15 protein-coding genes are annotated in these 17,064 nt (G+C 36.9%); 14 read left to right on the top strand and 1 reads right to left on the bottom strand.

Annotation, left to right across the window (positions count from 1 at the left end; translation table 11 throughout):
* Positions 1–10 precede the first annotated feature (10 nt).
* The 14 genes from nuoD (at position 11) to AC4FQ5_RS14680 (ending at position 15,779) form a co-directional block, all read left to right on the top strand.
* Entirely contained in the window at positions 11–1,234 is a 1,224-nt protein-coding gene (gene nuoD, locus AC4FQ5_RS14745; RefSeq protein WP_491144504.1) for an NADH dehydrogenase (quinone) subunit D, read from the top strand.
* Positions 1,235–1,344: 110 nt separating this feature from the next.
* On the top strand, positions 1,345–1,854 hold the full coding sequence (locus tag AC4FQ5_RS14740) for an NADH-quinone oxidoreductase subunit NuoE family protein (RefSeq protein ID WP_491144502.1): 510 nt from the start codon (positions 1,345–1,347) through the stop codon (positions 1,852–1,854).
* A gap of 12 nt (positions 1,855–1,866) precedes the next feature.
* On the top strand, positions 1,867–3,222 hold the full coding sequence (gene nuoF / locus AC4FQ5_RS14735) for an NADH-quinone oxidoreductase subunit NuoF (RefSeq protein WP_491144500.1): 1,356 nt from the start codon (positions 1,867–1,869) through the stop codon (positions 3,220–3,222).
* Between the two features lie 14 nt (positions 3,223–3,236).
* Positions 3,237–4,073: a hypothetical protein gene (locus AC4FQ5_RS14730; RefSeq protein ID WP_491144498.1), complete on the top strand. Its 837-nt coding sequence runs from the start codon at positions 3,237–3,239 to the stop codon at positions 4,071–4,073.
* Positions 4,074–4,131: 58 nt separating this feature from the next.
* Entirely contained in the window at positions 4,132–5,130 is a 999-nt protein-coding gene (locus tag AC4FQ5_RS14725; protein ID WP_263004761.1) for an NADH-quinone oxidoreductase subunit G, read from the top strand.
* An 89-nt stretch (positions 5,131–5,219) separates the two neighbouring features.
* Positions 5,220–6,281: an NADH-quinone oxidoreductase subunit NuoH gene (gene nuoH, locus AC4FQ5_RS14720; protein WP_047447228.1), complete on the top strand. Its 1,062-nt coding sequence runs from the start codon at positions 5,220–5,222 to the stop codon at positions 6,279–6,281.
* Between the two features lie 77 nt (positions 6,282–6,358).
* Positions 6,359–6,916: a NuoI/complex I 23 kDa subunit family protein gene (locus AC4FQ5_RS14715; RefSeq protein ID WP_267598371.1), complete on the top strand. Its 558-nt coding sequence runs from the start codon at positions 6,359–6,361 to the stop codon at positions 6,914–6,916.
* Entirely contained in the window at positions 6,916–7,413 is a 498-nt protein-coding gene (locus AC4FQ5_RS14710) for an NADH-quinone oxidoreductase subunit J family protein (protein WP_047447235.1), read from the top strand. Before AC4FQ5_RS14715 ends, AC4FQ5_RS14710 begins: the two co-directional genes overlap by 1 nt.
* A 3-nt stretch (positions 7,414–7,416) precedes the next feature.
* Positions 7,417–7,746: an NADH-quinone oxidoreductase subunit NuoK gene (gene nuoK / locus AC4FQ5_RS14705; RefSeq protein WP_219970681.1), complete on the top strand. Its 330-nt coding sequence runs from the start codon at positions 7,417–7,419 to the stop codon at positions 7,744–7,746.
* A 3-nt stretch (positions 7,747–7,749) separates the two neighbouring features.
* Positions 7,750–9,663, top strand: coding sequence for an NADH-quinone oxidoreductase subunit L (nuoL, locus tag AC4FQ5_RS14700; protein WP_491144495.1), 1,914 nt, complete (start codon positions 7,750–7,752; stop codon positions 9,661–9,663).
* Positions 9,663–11,156, top strand: coding sequence for a complex I subunit 4 family protein (locus AC4FQ5_RS14695; protein ID WP_491144493.1), 1,494 nt, complete (start codon positions 9,663–9,665; stop codon positions 11,154–11,156). The genes nuoL and AC4FQ5_RS14695 overlap by 1 nt, the downstream gene beginning before the upstream one ends.
* Positions 11,157–11,297: 141 nt before the next feature.
* The gene (locus AC4FQ5_RS14690; RefSeq protein WP_491144491.1) at positions 11,298–12,683 is read left to right on the top strand and encodes an NADH-quinone oxidoreductase subunit N; all 1,386 of its coding nucleotides are present in this window, start codon (positions 11,298–11,300) and stop codon (positions 12,681–12,683) included.
* Between the two features lie 86 nt (positions 12,684–12,769).
* Complete coding sequence (locus tag AC4FQ5_RS14685; protein WP_491144490.1) at positions 12,770–13,252, top strand: hypothetical protein; 483 nt, start codon at positions 12,770–12,772, stop codon at positions 13,250–13,252.
* A gap of 223 nt (positions 13,253–13,475) precedes the next feature.
* Positions 13,476–15,779, top strand: coding sequence for a GAF domain-containing protein (locus tag AC4FQ5_RS14680; protein ID WP_491144488.1), 2,304 nt, complete (start codon positions 13,476–13,478; stop codon positions 15,777–15,779).
* A 100-nt stretch (positions 15,780–15,879) separates the two neighbouring features.
* Here AC4FQ5_RS14680 and AC4FQ5_RS14675 read toward each other — a convergent pair whose 3' ends face one another.
* Positions 15,880–17,052: a Pycsar system effector family protein gene (locus tag AC4FQ5_RS14675; RefSeq protein WP_491144487.1), complete on the bottom strand. Its 1,173-nt coding sequence runs from the start codon at positions 17,050–17,052 to the stop codon at positions 15,880–15,882.
* Between the last annotated feature and the right edge of the window lie 12 nt (positions 17,053–17,064).

Raw genomic sequence — 17,064 nt, 5'->3', positions numbered from 1 at the left:
AGCAAATATTATGAAAGATAACTCATTATCTAATATACTTAACCAACACGAAAGTAAAGAACAGATTGACGGGCAATTATACACCCTGAATCTTGGTCCTACTCACCCTGCAACACACGGAATTTTCCAGAATGTGTTGACGATGGATGGAGAGAGAATTCTTCATGCTGAGCAGACGGTTGGTTATATTCACAGAGCTTTTGAGAAAATTTCTGAAAGAAGAAACTATTCTCAGATCACTACCCTTACTGACCGTATGAACTACTGTTCTGCTCCTATCAATAATTTAGGATGGCACATGACGGTTGAAAAACTCATCGGTATTAAAGTTCCTAAGCGTGTAGATTATATGCGTGTTATTTTAATGGAACTGGCAAGAATTGGTGATCACTTAATCTGTAACGGAGTAACCGGAATGGATGCAGGTGCAATTACAGGATTGACTTATATGTTCATCGAAAGAGAACGTATTTATGATATGTACGAGCAGATTTGCGGCGCAAGAATGACAACAAATATGGGAAGAATCGGAGGTTTTGAAAGAGATTTCACTCCAAAATTCCATGAGTTGCTGAAAGATTTCTTGAAAACTTTCCCGGCAAGATTTGCAGAATTTGGTCAGTTGTTAGAAAGAAACAGAATCTTTATGGACAGAACCATTGGCGCAGGTGCAATCTCAGCAGAGCGTGCATTAAGCTACGGTTTTACGGGTCCAAATTTACGTGCTACGGGTGTTGATTATGATGTAAGAGTTGCAGAACCTTATTCTTCTTATGAAGATTTTGATTTTATCATCCCTGTAGGAACTGCGGGTGATACTTATGATCGATTTATGGTTCGTCAACAAGAGATTTGGGAATCATTAAAAATAATCAATCAAGCTTACGATAATCTTCCGGAAGGACCATTCCACGCAGATGTTCCTGATTTTTATCTTCCTGAAAAAGCAGATGTTTATCAGAAAATGGAAGCTTTGATCTATCACTTCAAAATTGTAATGGGAGAAACTGATGTTCCGAAAGGAGAAGTTTATCATGCAGTAGAAGGCGGAAACGGAGAATTAGGATTTTATTTGGTAAGTGACGGTGGTAGAACACCTTACAGACTACACTTCAGAAGACCTTGTTTCATCTATTATCAGGCTTATCCTGAGATGATTACAGGTTCTGTAATATCTGATGCGATCGTTACGATGTGTAGCATGAATATTATTGCAGGAGAATTAGACGCCTAATTAAAATTATAGATGTTGGATTATGAATTTTAGATTAATCCAGGCTAAATATAAAAATTGAAATTTTTTAGAATTTAAAATCTAAAATTCAAAATTTAAAATTTAAAAAAGTGAGCGAAACAATAGCTTTTAAACCGGAAAGTTTACAGCAGGTCCATAAAATCATGGCAAGATATCCTGAGGGAAGACAAAAATCGGCTCTTCTTCCTGTGCTTCATTTGGCACAGAAGGAATTCGGGGGTTGGTTAGACGTTCCCGTCATGGATTATGTTGCTGAATTATTGAGTATTAAACCAATTGAAGTATACGAAGTAGCCACTTTCTATACCATGTTCAATATGAAACCGGTTGGTAAATATGTTTTGGAAGTTTGCAGAACCGGACCATGCATGGTACGTGGAAGCGAAAAAATACTAGACCACATCAGAACCAAACTGAATATTAAAGACGGTGAAACAACTGAAGATGGTATGTTCACTTTAAAACCTGCTGAATGTCTTGGTGCTTGTGGATATGCGCCAATGATGCAGTTGGGGAAATTCTTTCATGAAAATTTAACGATAGAAAAAGTAGACGAAATCCTTGATCTTTGCAGACAGGGACAGGTTGCTTTAGATTAATTAAAATATACAATGAGTAAAAAACTTTTACTTAAAGATGCACATATAGAAGGCATTCGCTTCTTTGAAACTTACCGCAAACAGGGAGGTTACGCAGCAGCCGAAAAAGCCCTTAAAATGACACCCGATGAAATTCTTGAAGAAGTAAAAGTTTCAGGACTTCGTGGTCGTGGTGGCGCAGGTTTCCCGACGGGAATGAAGTGGAGCTTTCTGGCAAAACCGGAAGGCGTACCAAGACACTTGGTCGTGAATGCAGATGAATCTGAACCGGGAACTTTCAAAGACAGATATCTGATGGAATTTCTTCCGCATCTTTTAATCGAAGGAATGTTGATTTCTTCTTACTGTTTGGGTTCAAATGTTTCTTATATCTATATCCGTGGAGAGTATTCATGGATTCCCGATATTTTAGAAGAAGCGATTGAAGAGGCTAAAGCTGCAGGATTTTTAGGTAAAAACATCTTAGGAACAGGTTTCGATTGCGAAATTTATGTTCAAAGAGGTGGTGGAGCTTATATCTGCGGCGAAGAAACGGCTTTACTTGAATCTCTTGAAGGTAAAAGAGGAAACCCAAGATTGAAACCACCTTTCCCTGCGGTAAAAGGACTTTGGGAAAGACCAACCGTTGTCAACAATGTTGAATCTATCGCGGCAATTGTTCCTATTATCGATATTACAGGAGCAGAATATGCTAAAATCGGTGTTGGAAGATCGACAGGAACTAAATTAATTTCTGCTTGCGGAAATATTAATAAGCCGGGAGTTTACGAAATCGATATGACCATTACGGTTGAAGAATTCATTTATTCTGACGAATATTGTGGTGGAATTCCGAACGGTAAAAAGCTGAAGGCTTGTATTCCCGGAGGAAGTTCAGTTCCGATTGTTCCGGCAAACTTATTACTGAAAACGATAAATGGTGAACCAAGATATATGAACTATGAATCTCTCGCAGATGGTGGTTTTGCTACCGGAACGATGATGGGTTCAGGAGGTTTTATTGTCTTGGATGAAGACCAGTGTATCGTAGAACATACCATGACTTTGGCGAGATTTTATCACCACGAAAGTTGCGGGCAGTGTACTCCTTGCCGTGAAGGAACGGGATGGATGCATAAAATTTTAAAGAAAATAGAAAAAGGAGAAGGAAAAATGGAAGACATCGATTTACTTTGGGATATTCAGAGAAAAATTGAAGGAAACACCATTTGTCCGTTGGGTGATGCGGCAGCATGGCCTGTTGCAGCAGCGATTCGTCACTTCAGAGATGAATTTGAATGGCATGTGAAAAATCCTGAATTAAGTCAAACTCAAAACTACGGATTGGCCAATTATGCAGACCCTATCCCAGTTGCAGCAAGTAATTAATAGAGTCTCAAAAATTGAAAAATATAATCGTTCTTTTATTATTGATCGGATTCAGTTCAGTTAATTTAAAAGGACAACAACAGGAGGAAAACAGCAGAGTTTTCAAAAAAGGAAGCTTCGTCGTGTTTTGGGGATGGAATAATGCGAAATATTCAAAATCAGACATTCACTTTAAAGGTGATGGCTATGATTTTCAATTGGATAATGTAGTTGCCCACGACAGGCAGACAAAGTTTGATTGGGGAGTTTATTTTAATCCGGGCTATATTACGATCCCGCAGGTTAATTATAGAATTACGTATTTCCCTAAAGATAATTTTGGTATTACTCTAGGAATGGATCACATGAAGTATGTGATGGATCAAAACCAGACCGTAGATTTGAAAGGATACATCAATGATCCCAAATATGCAGGAATGGTCAATAACGGACAGGTAGACCTGAACAGTGGAGAATTTTTAACATTCGAACACACAGACGGTCTTAATTATATCAATATTGGGGCTCAGAAATATCATAATGTTTTAAATAAAAAACATATTGCTGTTTTTCTGAGTTATGGAGCAGGATTAGGCGCTTTATTGCCAAAATCAAATGTTCAGCTGATGGGAAACGAAAGAAGTGACAGATTCCATCTAGCAGGATTCGGATTGGATGCAAGAGCTGCTTTAAGTGTAGTGGTTATCAAGCATATTGTATTGCAGGCGGAAGGAAAGCTGGGTTATATCAATATGCCGGATATTAAAACCACTCTTAATAACAAGCCTGATAAAGCTTCACAGGATTTTACCTATGCACAGGTGAATTTTGGAATAGGATATACATTTAACACAGCAAAAAAGTCAAAGTAATTTGATTTTAATTAATAAAAAAAGAACTATTGCTTAGCGCATTATAAAGCGAAAGAATATGAGCGAAGAGGTTAAAAAATTCAAGATAACAATAGACGGACAGACTGCTGAAGTATTGCCTGGAACTTCTATTTTGGAAGCAGCCAGACAAATCGGCGGAAAATCTGTACCACCTGCAATGTGCTACTACAGCAAATTGGAAGCCAGTGGAGGAAGATGCAGAACGTGTTTGGTAGAGGTTTCTAAAGGTTCGGAAGCAGATCCGCGACCGATGCCGAAACTGGTAGCAAGCTGCAGAACGAATGTGATGGACGGAATGGAAGTGAAAAACCTTTCTTCTGATAAAGCACAGGAAGGTCGTAAAGCGGTTACTGAATTTTTGTTAGTAAACCACCCTTTAGATTGCCCGGTTTGTGATCAGGCGGGAGAATGTCATCTTCAGGATTTGGGCTACGAACATGGAAATCTTGAAACCAGAACTGAATTTAAGAGAAACACATACGATGCAGACGATTTAGGTCCACACATCAAACTGAATATGAACCGTTGTATCTTGTGTGCAAGATGCGTCTTAGCGGCTAATCAGTTGACTGGTGAGCGTGAACACGGAATTTTGTTCAGAGGAGATCATGCTGAAATTTCTACTTATTTAAATAAAGCTTTGGATAATGACTTCATCGGAAACGTAATCGACGTTTGTCCGGTTGGAGCATTGACTGACAGAACAGCACGTTTTGCAAGCAGAGTTTGGTTTACAAAACCAATGAATGCTTCTTGTAAATGTGATAAATGTTCCGGTAAAACTACTGTATATTTGAAGGGTGACGAAGTGGTAAGAGTTACTGCTAGAAAAGACCAGTGGGGAGAAGTAGAAGAATTCATCTGTGATACTTGCCGTTTCGAAAGAAAGAGCCTTAGCGACTGGAACATTGAAGGTCCTAGACATATCGACAGACATTCTGTTATTTCATTGAACCATTACGAGAAACCTAAAGATGAATTGAGAGTTTTAGACAATCCGATGGCGAAAGAAATCAGCGAAAAAGACGAAAAATAATTTTTAAAGACGTAAGATTTCAGACATCAGACCTCAGATTTTAAATCTGATATCTAGCATCTGGTATCTATTATCTAAATAAATAAAAAATGGATTTACTTACATTTAAATTGATACTTGTACTGGCACTTTTCCTGTTATCATTGACGATAGCAGCCTACTCCACTTGGGCAGAAAGAAAAGTGGCGGCAATCATGCAGGACAGAATCGGGCCAAACAGATCCGGACCATTTGGTTTACTGCAGCCTCTTGCAGATGGTGGAAAATTTTTCTTTAAAGAAGATTTTACTCCGCAAAATGCAGAAAGATTCCTTTTTGTATTGGGTCCTGCATTGGTGATGTTTATTTCATTGATTACCGGAGCGGTGATTCCTTGGGGTAAAACGTTGAATATCGGTGGTGAATCTTTCGATTTACAAGTTGCCAATATTGATGTAGGTGTATTATTCATTATCGGGATGGCTTCTATCGGAGTTTACGGAATTATGATCGGAGGCTGGGCTTCCAACAACAAATATTCTTTACTTGGTGCCATCCGTGCTTCTTCGCAGATGATTTCTTATGAATTAGCGATGGGTCTTGCTCTACTTTCTATCATCATGATGACAGGAAGTTTAGATTTAAAAGTAATTACCGAAACTCAGACTTCTGGAAAAATCTGGGGTCTTTTTGAGATAGACGGATTAAACTGGAATATACTTTACCAACCTTTAGCATTTTTAATTTTCTTTGTATCGGCTTTGGCAGAAACCAACCGTCACCCTTTCGATTTACCTGAATGTGAATCTGAATTGGTAACAGGGTATTCTACCGAATATTCTTCAATGAAATTAGGATTGTATATGTTTGGTGAATATGTAAATATGTTTATTTCAAATGCATTTATCGTTGTTCTTTTCTTTGGTGGATACAACTATCCGGGAATCGAATGGGTAACTCAGAACTGGGGAGAAAATGCAGCAGGAATTTTAAGCATCGTAGCATTTTTAACGAAAACGGTTGTCGGAATTTTGATCTTTATGTGGATCAGATGGACGCTTCCAAGATTCAGATATGACCAGTTGATGCACTTAGGATGGAAAACATTAATCCCATTGGCATTGGTAAACCTGATGATTACAGGAGCTGTAATTTTAGCTTTTGGAAATTAAAAAAATTGAATATAAATTAAGATAAAAGACAAGATTAGTCTAAAATCTAATGTCTAACATCTAATATCTATAAATAAATGAAACTTACAAACAGATCAAAAGTTGTTTCAAATAAAGAGATGACCTTTTCTGAGAAAATCTACCTTCCGGCGATTTTCAAGGGAATGGGGATTACTTTTAAGCATGCTGTGAGAACCGTTGTAAAACGTGCTCCGAATGTTTATTCTTATCCCGAGGTACAAAAGCCGAGAACAGAAATCTGGAGAGGTCAGCACGTTCTGAAAAGAGATGAGGAAGGCAGAGAAAGATGTACAGCTTGCGGATTGTGCGCAGTGGCTTGTCCTGCAGAAGCAATCACAATGACTGCCGCAGAAAGAACAAGAGAGGAAAAAGATCTTTACAGAGAAGAAAAATATGCATCAGTATATGAAATCAATATGTTGCGATGTATTTTCTGCGGGATGTGTGAAGAAGCCTGTCCGAAGTCTGCAATTTATCTTACAGACCGTTTGGTTGATGTAGAAACCAACAGGGGTTCTTTCATTTATGGAAAAGATAAATTGGTTGAAAAAATTAATGAAAGGATTGACATCACAGAAAGACAGTCCGAGAAACAAAAAAATGCGGTAAAATAATGGATCAGTTTTTATTTTTCTTGGTGGCGTTTTTAGCAGTGTCGAGTGCGGTTTACTTCGTATTTGCGAGAAATCCTCTCTACGCTATTCTGTCATTAATTGTTACAATGTTTTCAATCGCCGGAATGTACATTCTTCTGAATGCTCAGTTTCTGGCCATCATACAGATTATCGTTTACGCAGGTGCGATCATGGTTTTATTCCTTTATATCCTGATGATGCTTAATCTTAATAAAGAAGACGAAAGTAAGAAGAACAATACTTTAAAGTTTGTTGGAGTTTTTACCGCAGGTCTTTTATTAATTGGGGTTTTAGGTGTTTTCAGAGGAGTTCAGGAACAACATGTAGTGGTAGAAAATGTAGACAAAGGCGTTGGCCTTACAAAGAATCTGGGAAGACTTTTATTCAACGAATATGTTTTGCCGTTTGAGCTTGCTTCCATCCTCATTTTAGCAGGGATTGTAGGTGCGGTATTAATCGGTAAAAAAGATTTATAAATTATGGGAGAAGTAAATACTTTTATACAAAGCGTCCCTCTGGAATATTTCATTATCCTTTCGTCAGTACTGTTCTGTCTTGGGGTTTTAGGAGTATTGCTGAGAAAAAATGCGATTGTAATTTTGGGTTGTGTGGAGCTTATGCTTAATTCTGTAAACCTTTTGCTGGCTGCATTTTCAGCGTACAACGGGAACAGTGACGGACAACTTTTAGTTTTCTTCATTATGGTGGTTGCTGCTGCAGAAGTTGCTGTAGGTTTGGCAATTATTGCGATGCTCTATAGAAATACCCGTTCTGTGGATGTAAGTATATTTAATAAATTAAGAGGATAAAGAATGGAGAATTTAGTCTATGCAATAATACTTTTACCACTTTTAGGTTTTCTTATTAACGGTTTATTCGGAAAAAATCTTCCCAAAATAGTTGTTGGAAGCTTGGCTACCATTGCTGTTTTCGGATCTTTCTGTATTGCGGTAAGCTTATTTCTGAATTTCGATTCTGAAAGCCAGCCCGTGATCGTAAAAGCTTTTGAATGGTTCAGAGTTAACGGAATTCAAATTAATTTCGGTTTCCAGATTGATCAGCTTTCATTAATGATGGTAATGATCATCACAGGAATCGGATCTTTGATTCACCTCTACTCTATTGGATATATGAGTCATGATAAAGGTTTCTATAAGTTTTTCACTTATTTAAATCTGTTTATCTTCTCGATGTTACTTTTGGTAATGGGTAGCAACTACTTGATCTTATTCATCGGATGGGAAGGGGTAGGTTTGTGTTCTTACTTACTCATCGGTTTCTGGTACACGAACGAAGAATATGGGAAAGCGGCAAGAAAAGCTTTCATCATGAACAGAATTGGTGACCTTGCTTTGTTGATCGGAATCTTTATGATTGCCTCTCAGACAAACGCAGTGGATTATTTAACTGTCGCTCAAAACGCAGGGAAATTTGAACTGGACGGAACGATCATCATATTTATTACGGCGAGTTTATTTATCGGTGCTACCGGAAAATCTGCTCAGGTTCCTTTATATACTTGGTTACCAGACGCAATGGCTGGTCCGACACCGGTTTCTGCATTAATTCACGCAGCGACGATGGTAACTGCGGGTATTTATTTGGTGGTAAGATCCAACTTCTTATTTACTTTAGCTCCAACCGTACAGGACGGAATTTTATTAATCGGATTCTTAACTGCGGCTTTGGCAGGTTTCTACGCACTTCGTCAGAACGACATCAAAAAAGTATTGGCATATTCTACAGTATCACAGCTTGGTTTCATGTTTATTGCTTTAGGTTTAGGAGCATATACAACTGCAATGTTCCATGTAATGACTCATGCTTTCTTTAAAGCTCTGTTATTCTTAGGTGCAGGTTCTGTGATCCACGCAATGAGCAACGAACAGGACATGCGTTTCATGGGAGGTTTGAAAAAATACATTCCTATCACTCACGCAACTTTCCTGATCGGAACTTTAGCAATCTCAGGATTCCCTTTATTATCAGGGATGATTTCAAAAGACGAAATTTTAGTAGCAGCTTATGCTAAAAACCCAATCTACTGGGTAATGCTATTCATCTTAGCAGCTGTTACTGCAACTTATATGTTCAGACTGTATTACCTGACTTTCCACGGAGATTTCAGAGGTACGGAAGATCAAAAACATCATTTACACGAAAGTCCATTAAATATGACTTTACCATTAATTGTTTTGGCAATCCTATCAGTGCTTGGAGGTTTTATTAATCTTCCTCACTTCATCGGTCACGGTCATTATGCTAAATTAATGGAATGGCTGAAACCTGTTTTGACAGAAGAAAGCTTTAAACAAATGGAAACTACACTTACAGGAGTGGCAGAAAGCACCGAATTTATTCTTTTGGGAGCAACTGTTGCCATGTTCTTTGCAGTTTGGTTTATCGTGAAAAATACTTATGTAAATAAGAAAAAAAGAGCTATTGCTGAAGACGATTATACAGGATGGGAAAAACTTTCTGCTAAGAAACTGTACGTTGACGAGCTTTACAATGCATTGATTGTAAAAACTGTTGAAGGACTTGGACGTGGCGGAAAAATGTTTGACAAAGGCGTTTTGGATCGTTTTGTAGACTACATCGGAGAAGGCGCTGAAGACAGCGGAAGATCGATGAAGCGTATACAGAACGGAAATGTAGAAAACTACATTCTGATCATGTCTTTAGCTGTGGGAATTATATTAATTGTTAACTTTATATTACAATAATGTCTTATTTACTATTAACATTATTACTTTTACCTCTGGTAGGTTCGGGATTGGTCTTTGCATGGAGGAATACTTCCAGCAAATACCTGGCATTAGGAATTGCTTTGATTCAAATGCTGCTTACATTTTACGTTGTTTCGGATTTTGATTTTAATCCGACCGTAGACAGCGTATTGCAGTACGAGATCAACTATCCTTGGTCACAATTTATAAAAAGTAATCTTCATTTCGGAATTGACGGAATGAGTTTGCTTCTTTTATTGCTGACCAATATTTTGATGCCGATCATTATTTTATCATCTTTTAACGAAAATGTAAGCTATAAAAATTCTTTCTACGGTCTGATTTTGCTGATGCAGTTCGGATTGGTGGGTGTTTTCACTGCTTTAGACGGATTGTTGTTCTACATTTTCTGGGAAGTAACTTTGATTCCGATCTGGTTTATCGCCGCACTTTGGGGTCAGGAAAACAAAAGACTGGAGTTCACAACAAAATTCTTCGTGTATACTTTCGTAGGATCTTTGTTTATGTTGGCAGGTTTAATCTACGTTTACACACATTCAGCATCATTTGCTTTAACAGATTTGTATAATGCGGACCTTGGCGAGACTCAGCAGATCGTTGTTTTCTGGTTTATCTTCTTTGCATTTGCAGTAAAACTTCCGGTTTTCCCTTTCCACACTTGGCAGCCGGATACTTATACCTACTCTCCTACTCAGGGATCGATGTTGTTATCAGGGATTATGCTTAAAATGGCCATCTATGGTGTACTTCGTTATCTTCTTCCAATTACGCCAACCGCAATCTTCGGAATCTCCGGGCAGATTGTAATCATTCTAGCGATTGTGGGAATTGTACATGGAGCATTGATCGCAATCATCCAGACTGATATGAAAAGAATCATTGCATATTCATCTTTCTCACACGTTGGATTGATGGTGGCAGGTATTTTCTCTTCTGCAGTGCTTACTTTAAGAGGAACATTTACCATTGAAGGAGCTGAAGGAGCTTTGGTGCAGACATTTGCTCACGGTATCAACGTAGCAGGTTTGTTCTTCTGTGCGGATATTTTATATAAAAGATTTAAATCAAGAGATATCAGACAGATGGGAGGTTTGGCGAAAGTCGCTCCTAAGTTTGCCGTTTTGTTTTTGATTATCATATTAGGTTCAATGGGTGTTCCATTGACGAATGGTTTCATCGGAGAATTTATTTTGATTAAATCGATCTTTGACTTTAATGTACTGGCTTCAGTAATTGCAGGTCTTACCGTTATTCTTTGTGCGGTTTATCTATTGAGATTCTACGGAAAAGCAATGTTCGGACAGGGAGACGATGCAGTCTTAAGCACAGCAAAAGATTTATCAGCAGTAGAATTCTCGGTATTGGCGAGTATTGCAGTATTTGTAATTGTTTTGGGAGTTTTCCCGCAGCCGGTCATTGATATGGTAAGTAGTTCACTGAAGTTTATTTATACTTCAATGATTAATTAACATTAAAAGATTTAAAAATTAAAAGATTAAAGAACTAAGAGGTAAAAAGTAAAAAGAGACCTGTTGAAAGTTCAACTTCAAACATTGAACTGAAAACTTTAGACTAAAAAACTTTAAACCTTCTCATCTCAAATATAAATTATGAGTGTTTTAATTATTGTTTTCCTAACTGCAGTTGCTGCGTTATTTTCGGGAGTTTTTGAACAGGGAAAATTCGCAAGATACATTGGGATTTTTGGATTAATCATTGCCCTGTATGTAAGTTTTCTGCCTGAAGCGTCTTTCTTCGAGCAGTACAGACACATGTATGAATTCAGCGCAAATGCAGCTTTATTCACAAAGATTTCTATTGTAACGACTTTACTGTTATTCTTTCTGGGAGGTTTTGCATTCAGCAATCACAGAAGCCATCAATCAGAATTGTATGCATTAATGTTGTTTGCGCTTTGTGGAGGAATTATCCTTTTCGGCTTCCAGAACTTAGTGACTTTATTCTTAGGAATTGAGATTCTTTCTATTCCGCTGTACGTAATGGCAGGAGCAAACAAAACAGATTTAAGATCAAACGAAGCTTCAATTAAATATTTTTTAATGGGGGCATTCGCAACAGGTTTCCTGTTGTTTGGTATTGCATTTATCTATGGAAGTACAGGAACTTTCGATTTATATAGAATTCAGGAATTCACCATTACGAATCCTAAAAATATCATGTTGATTTTAGGGGTTATCTTAATGCTTTGTGCAATGTCATTCAAAGTAGCTTTGGCACCCTTCCATATGTGGAGCCCGGATGTGTATGCAGGTTCGCCTTCATTGATTACGGCTTTCATGGCAAGTGTTGTAAAGATCTCAGGGTTTTTTGCATTATTCAGATTAATGACGATCGGATTTTCGGGCGTAACTGCTGAATGGATCAATATTCTTGGAGTTTTCTTAATCATCACTCTGGTTCTTGCGAACGTAATGGGTCTTGCACAAACCAATGCGAAAAGAATGTTGGCGTATTCGTCAGTTTCTCACGCAGGATATATCGGTTTGGTATTCTTCGGAATGAATGCACTTTCTACGTATACTTTAGCATTTTACTTATTCGCATATTCACTTTCAACTGTTGGAGTTTTTATGTGCCTGATTTGGGTAGAAAAAATAAAAAGAGAAACATCTTTCGGAGCTTTCAAAGGATTGGCAAAAACAGAACCTTTACTGGCTGTAGTAGCTACAATTTCTTTACTTTCTATGGCAGGAATTCCACTGACGGCAGGTTTTATGGGTAAATTCTCTTTATTTGCTCAAGCACTTACGAAGGATGACAATACCTTCTTAGTCATTGTCGCAGTTTTAGGTTCGGCGATTTCTATTGCTTATTATTTAAGATTGATTATTGCGATGTTCTTCTTTAAAGAAACGACTTTCAAAACTTCAGAGAAAGTAACCATTACTTATAATATTGTTGCGGTAGTGATTATTGCATCATTGGTTGTTTTGGGTGTTTTCCCTGATCTGTTTGCAAAGCAGTTTGGTCTGTAATTCAATTTTAAAAATATATACTCAACCTTTCAATTCTTTTGAAAGGTTTTTTTGAACTAATTTTGCATCATCACATATAAAGATCTATGAGAAAAATCGCATTAACAGGAATAATAGTTTTCGGAGGTTTTCTTGCAGCAAATGCACAGTGTAAGACCTTAACCACAATCGCAGAAAATTTTGATACCTGGAAAGATATTAACAAATGTTGGACTGCTCAGCAGGGAAAAGCAATGCTTTATGCCAGTGATAAAAAAATAGTTTTCTATTCGATGACTAATCCCGGTGAAAATATGTATTTGGTAACTCCAAAAATTAAAGCAGGAAAATACACCCTGACTCTTGACATTTCTGATAACGGTGGTGAAACTGCATTGGAACTGTTCTCAATCAAAACTTCAGATACAAAATCGTATGTTTCAATAGCTAAATCTGCAAAAATAACAGGAGGCAAAAAAACATATGACATTGCTTTAAAGAAAGATTCAAATTTAGGTTTGAAAGTTTTGCTGAATGGAGTGCATCAGGCAGTTTATGTAGATAATTTTTCTTTGAAGCCAAAAAAATAATCATTTTAGATTCTGATTCATTGTTGCGCAGAGCTTCTGGCTTTGGGTAGCATTTACGATGTATACCGCTATCGGAGACATGGTAATGATTTGATTTAAAATATAACTAAGTGAAACTTATTTCAAAGATGTATGGATAAATATTTCACTATAATTATCTCATTCCGTTTACCTTTTAAAAGACCTTTTTTCATACCTTTATCCTCACAATTTTTTTCAGATTTTGTCGAATTTTTACAAGAAAGAAAGTCCGTTTCAGGTTTTTATATCATTCAAAAAATATTTGGATGTGTTGGAGCATATCCGTTACAATGACCGTCTGGAATATCGGGCCAATTATGCAGAATCGCTGATTGAAAGAACCAAAAATTTCAAAGAATTGCGTGAAGGTTTTCAGGATCTTTCTGTTTTCGAAAAACACAAAGACCTCATCAGACTTTTACTCGCAGACCTCTTCCCTACCGGATTGACCCGAAATGAGATTAAAGCTGCAGGAATTCCTCTCACCAACATTACATTTAATTATACTGAAAGATTTCAGAATATTCTTACTGATGCCGGAAAAGATTTTGAAATTGAATTCAGAGACATCAGCGATGATGAATATTATGTATTTTGCTGCTGCCTTATATTGCAGACCTATCTTAAAAAAGATATTAAGGTTACGATCCCTTTTTATTACGACATCCCAAACAAAGACGGTATTATCAAGCATTACAAAATCACCGTCAATTCAGATTTCAGCGATGTTTATCCGGCTGAAGGAACTGAAATTCCTGATGACGAAATCCTTGATATACTTCTTGAGAATTTAGATGATATCAATCTCTGGAAAAAACATTTTCCCCCAGAATCGTGGATTTTAAATGGTTTCAGCATCATTTCACTTGTCGACTGTACTTCAGAAGTTGCCCTCTCTGATCTGAAATCTACCCTTATCAGAATTGACCCTGAAAATCCAGCTCCGGATGAAAATCTGAAAGAAATTTTCAAATCGTATTTTGATGTCGCCGAGCTCAATTTCGGGTTAATGCTTTTCAATACCAAAAATAAAAGACTCGAAAAACTTCCGATCTACGAAAACGTCTTTACCAATTATCTTTTAGATTTTTGGCTGAATACGTTTGATGAAGAAACCCGCAAGACCGCTTTTGAAAACATCACCTATAATTCTAAGCCGATCGTAATCTCCAACGTTGATAAATTGGATGACGAGATCAGACAACTGCCTTCCTTCAGTATTCTGAAAGACAACCAGATCAATAGTTTCATGGTGATTCCGATCATGAAAGACAACGAACTTCTCGCTATTATGGAGTTTACGTCTTCCATTCCCAACAGTCTCAACGGTCTGAAACTGAAAAAGCTGGAATTTGTTGCCGATATGATTATTTTTTCTCTCACCAGATTTTCTTACGAAAGAAATAATCAGATAGAAGCCATCATTCAGCGGGAATATACCACGATTCATGACAGCGTTATCTGGAAATTCAGAAACGAAGCAGAACGGTATTTTAATGCTTATCTATCAAAAAAAATATATACTCTGAAAGAAATTTCGTTTAAAAATCTTACTCCGTTATTCAGCTTTTCCGATATTCGTGCTTCTTCTGAGAAGCGGTATAATCTGATGCTTGAAGATCTCAATCAACAGATTGACGGCATTTGTGAAGTAATTGCTCTTTTGAATTCTCCTGAAGCAGAAAAATATACGCTGGCTCTGGATGTTTTTGAAAACGAGCTCAACAATGAGATCAAAGCCGATACCGAGCAGAGGTTTCAGAGATTTTTGCGTGAAGAGATTCATCCCTTTTTCCAGGCGAATCTTGAGATTAAAACCGACGAAAATACTAAAGATAAAATCAAAAATTATTTCAGTCAGGTTTTTAAACAAAATGATCTTTTTTACGCCAACCGAAAAAATTTAGATGATTCTATTACACTTCTCAACCGTAAGCTGGCTGATATTTTAGATGAGAAACAGGTGATTGCTCAGGAAATTTTCCCTCATTATTTTGAAAGATTTAAATCTGACGGAGTCGAGCATAATCTCTATATCGGTCACAATATCGCTCCAGAATTACCTTATTCTACAAAAGTAGTTCATGAATTAAGATATTGGCAACTGGAAACCATTTGTATGATGGAACAAGAATTTCATCTGTTCAAAAAAGATCTTCCAATATCTTTGGATATTGCTTCGCTGATTTTTGTTTATAACGAAAAAATAGACATCCGTTTCCGAATGGATGAAAAACGTTTTGATGTAGACGGCGCTTTCAATTCAAACTTTGAAATCATTAAGAAGAGACTTGAAAAAGCCCACATCAAAGATTCTACAGAAAGAATTACCAGTCCGGGAAAAATCACCATCGTTTATTTCGGCATGGAAAATCAACGCGAATATCTGCAATATATCAACCGACTTCAAAAACTAAATGTTCTGAAAGCAGATGTTGAATTTCTAAGAGTTGAAGATCTTCAGGGGATTACAGGATTGTTGGCTTTGAGGGTTTCTTTTGTTTAAAGGAAAATATGCATATTTTTTCATCCTTCCACTTTCCAATTTAGAAAAAGCTTCTTCTTAAACAGGTTTTAACCAAAATTAAATATAAATATTTCTATTTCTAAAGCGTCAGAAAAGCATACGCAAAAGACAGTACAGAGATAATAATTCCTGCCATAAAAATCTGGTATGTTACCGAAAGAAGTTTGTACTTTCTGTCTAAAACTTTTCCGAGAAAATATAAATCTTTCACCATAGAATCGTAAATATAATCTCTGTCTTTGATCAAATCATGCATTGAGCTCAGGTAATGGTCAAATTTCATCTGATGGAAATTCCCGAAGAATAAAAGATTGACTTTTCGGTCTTCAATATCCTGATTGGTAAATGTTGTTTTGGTGACATTCGGTTTTGTAGAAAGAATGGCAAAAATGATCGTCATCACACTCGAAATCAACAGAAAAAAAGTGGGGATAATCAAATGTGCATTCTTCGGAGTATCCAATTTCGGAACTAAAACAGATAGACAAACCGAAATGATGATCGCATTCACCGAAAGTAAAATATTGGCTTTACTGTCTGCAATATCACTTAATCTTGTATGATTATTCAAAGTCACTCTGAAAAGCGTGTCTACACTTCTGTCAGACTTTGGGTCTTTATCTTTTTTAGAATCTGAATTTTCTTTCTTTGGTTTTTCTTCTTTATCAAGCTTTTTCTCCAACTTTTTTACATTTTTCATTTTAAGCGGCTCCCAGTTTTCTTTGGCGTAATCTGTAAAATATTTGTGCTTGTTTTTCAGAAAATCTACGTTCATCACGTTCCACTCGTCATTAGAAAAGCACATTCCGCCAGTTAGTTCCCATTCTTTTCGCAAAGCTTCCGCAGAATCATTGTAAAACGGACTTGCAAAGTGACTGAAATCTGCATCTTTCATGATTTGCTCCAGAAAATTCTGTGGCTGATGATATTTTTCTGTTGAAAGAATCAGTTTTGAAACTTCATCAATATATTCTCTGGACGCATTTTCACGAAGCAAAAATTCGGTAACGATTTCCACTCCTTTTTTCTCATGACCTTCTGCATTACAATCAGTAAAACCCACGTCATGAAACCAGAGTGCAAGTAAAATTTTTTCCCGGTCAGCTTCAGAAACATCAGAGTGACTGATGATCTCTTCAGCCTTATTGACAGCGTACGTGGTATGTATAAAATTATGGTAAAAATATACGGAAGATAACTTATCTTTGAATAAGTTTTCAACATAATTTTTGGCTTTGTTTAAAACGCTCATTTCTGAATTTTT

This window comes from Chryseobacterium sp. DT-167, from assembly GCF_058310155.1.
Note: the sequence above shows the minus strand (reverse complement) of the source record. Positions and strands in the feature narration are given on the sequence as shown.

What these genes read in the sequence shown, in the direction of transcription:
- nuoD (WP_491144504.1), top strand. Translation starts at nt 11, where the DNA reads ATGAAAGATAACTCATTATCTAATATACTTAACCAACACGAAAGTAAA.
- nuoF (WP_491144500.1), top strand. Translation starts at nt 1,867, where the DNA reads ATGAGTAAAAAACTTTTACTTAAAGATGCACATATAGAAGGCATTCGC.
- AC4FQ5_RS14725 (WP_263004761.1), top strand. Translation starts at nt 4,132, where the DNA reads ATGAGCGAAGAGGTTAAAAAATTCAAGATAACAATAGACGGACAGACT.
- nuoH (WP_047447228.1), top strand. Translation starts at nt 5,220, where the DNA reads ATGGATTTACTTACATTTAAATTGATACTTGTACTGGCACTTTTCCTG.
- AC4FQ5_RS14715 (WP_267598371.1), top strand. Translation starts at nt 6,359, where the DNA reads ATGAAACTTACAAACAGATCAAAAGTTGTTTCAAATAAAGAGATGACC.
- AC4FQ5_RS14710 (WP_047447235.1), top strand. Translation starts at nt 6,916, where the DNA reads ATGGATCAGTTTTTATTTTTCTTGGTGGCGTTTTTAGCAGTGTCGAGT.
- nuoK (WP_219970681.1), top strand. Translation starts at nt 7,417, where the DNA reads ATGGGAGAAGTAAATACTTTTATACAAAGCGTCCCTCTGGAATATTTC.
- nuoL (WP_491144495.1), top strand. Translation starts at nt 7,750, where the DNA reads ATGGAGAATTTAGTCTATGCAATAATACTTTTACCACTTTTAGGTTTT.
- AC4FQ5_RS14695 (WP_491144493.1), top strand. Translation starts at nt 9,663, where the DNA reads ATGTCTTATTTACTATTAACATTATTACTTTTACCTCTGGTAGGTTCG.
- AC4FQ5_RS14690 (WP_491144491.1), top strand. Translation starts at nt 11,298, where the DNA reads ATGAGTGTTTTAATTATTGTTTTCCTAACTGCAGTTGCTGCGTTATTT.
- AC4FQ5_RS14685 (WP_491144490.1), top strand. Translation starts at nt 12,770, where the DNA reads ATGAGAAAAATCGCATTAACAGGAATAATAGTTTTCGGAGGTTTTCTT.
- AC4FQ5_RS14675 (WP_491144487.1), bottom strand. Translation starts at nt 17,052, where the DNA reads ATGAGCGTTTTAAACAAAGCCAAAAATTATGTTGAAAACTTATTCAAA.